The organism is Denitraticella aggregata (assembly GCF_048158365.1).
Classification (GTDB): domain Bacteria; phylum Pseudomonadota; class Gammaproteobacteria; order Burkholderiales; family Rhodocyclaceae; genus Azoarcus_F.
On record NZ_JBLLNL010000040.1, the window covers coordinates 1 to 1179 of the forward strand.

At 54.4% G+C, this 1179-nt stretch carries 2 protein-coding genes; both read right to left on the bottom strand.

The genetic code is table 11. The annotated features are described in order from the left end of the window. Positions 1-225 precede the first annotated feature (225 nt). On the bottom strand, positions 226-489 hold the full coding sequence (locus ACKVEX_RS16545; RefSeq protein ID WP_473216840.1) for a Txe/YoeB family addiction module toxin: 264 nt from the start codon (positions 487-489) through the stop codon (positions 226-228). After that, positions 486-728 carry a type II toxin-antitoxin system Phd/YefM family antitoxin gene (locus ACKVEX_RS16550; protein ID WP_291830985.1) on the bottom strand — a complete coding sequence of 81 codons (243 nt, stop codon included), beginning with the start codon at positions 726-728 and terminating at the stop codon, positions 486-488. Before ACKVEX_RS16550 ends, ACKVEX_RS16545 begins: the two co-directional genes overlap by 4 nt. Positions 729-1179: the final 451 nt, after the last annotated feature.

Sequence of the window (1179 nt, forward strand, 5' to 3'; positions counted from 1 at the left end):
CTTGCATGCCTTGTCGCAGCCCCTCCTGCTTCCACTTCTCCGTCCATATGACTGTAGGTGAGAGCGTGGCGCAATGCCGTGTAGCGCAGAGCGAGAGGCTGCGATTCGTCTGCGGCTTGGCGGATGCTCGGACCGAAACCCATACGCTCTAACGTAGAACTTTGCGGCAATTTTGTAGCCGCGAAGCGGTGGAGAAATTGTCCGGCAACAGCGACTGGTTATGCATCATTCGTAGTGGCTCCAGAGGCGGAGGACTTTTACCACTTTCTCGTCTTCGAGTACCTGGTACACCAGACGGTGCTGGATATTGATGCGGCGTGAATACGCACCCGCAAGATCACCAATCAGCTTCTCAAACGGGGGTGGCTTGCGGTACGGATCTTCTGCAATGAGTGCCAACAACTCTTGGGCTTTTTGCTTGAGGCCGCTGGAGGCCAGCTTCTTTGCGTCTTTCTGGGCTCGTTTGGTGTAAACCAACGTCCATGTCACCAGTTCAGCTCCTCATCGCATTCATCCACGGGAGTATCCATACCCTCACGAATAGACTCTCGCATACCCGGTACCGAGAGTAGGTAAAGCGTTTCCTGAATGGCGGACCAGTCATCCTCCGAGATCAGAACAGCCTTGTTTCGCTTGCCCATGATGACGATTGGTTGATGGGACTCAGCAGTCTCGTCAATCAATCGGTAAAGGTTGCTGCGCGCCTCAGTGGCGGTAATTCCGGTCATGACACACCTCTTGCGTATTTAGCTTTTCACCAAGTGTACGCCTTCAGGAACGTACGTCAAGACGGACGCTTTGCATTACGCCTTTCTTCAGCGACCAAAGCGTGCTGGCGTGGCTTTTGCGCCCTTTGCAAAAGGCATGACAACATGTTTTGGTCCGTCTGCAAGAATTTGTTAGGCAAATATCTCACGGGCACCTCGAATAACCCGAGGTTTTGCATGGATTCCGGCGCGAAATGACGACCGCAACCGAACTCGGTTCATTTTCTTCAGCGAACCACCGTTTTTCTAGGCGGTGTCGCCCCGTTTTCTCTGCGAATCGCCCGGGAAACCGGCGATTCGGCCCATTTCGGGCATCAGAAGGCCACGATTCCGGCCTTCTGGAAGTACACCAGCCGCTTCAGGTTGTAGCAGGCGGCCATCATCGTCATCGCAAAGTTCGCTCGCGCCTGGC

Excerpts from the sequence above, each read along its gene's own strand:
- ACKVEX_RS16550 (WP_291830985.1), bottom strand. The coding sequence starts at position 728 with ATGACCGGAATTACCGCCACTGAGGCGCGCAGCAACCTTTACCGATTG.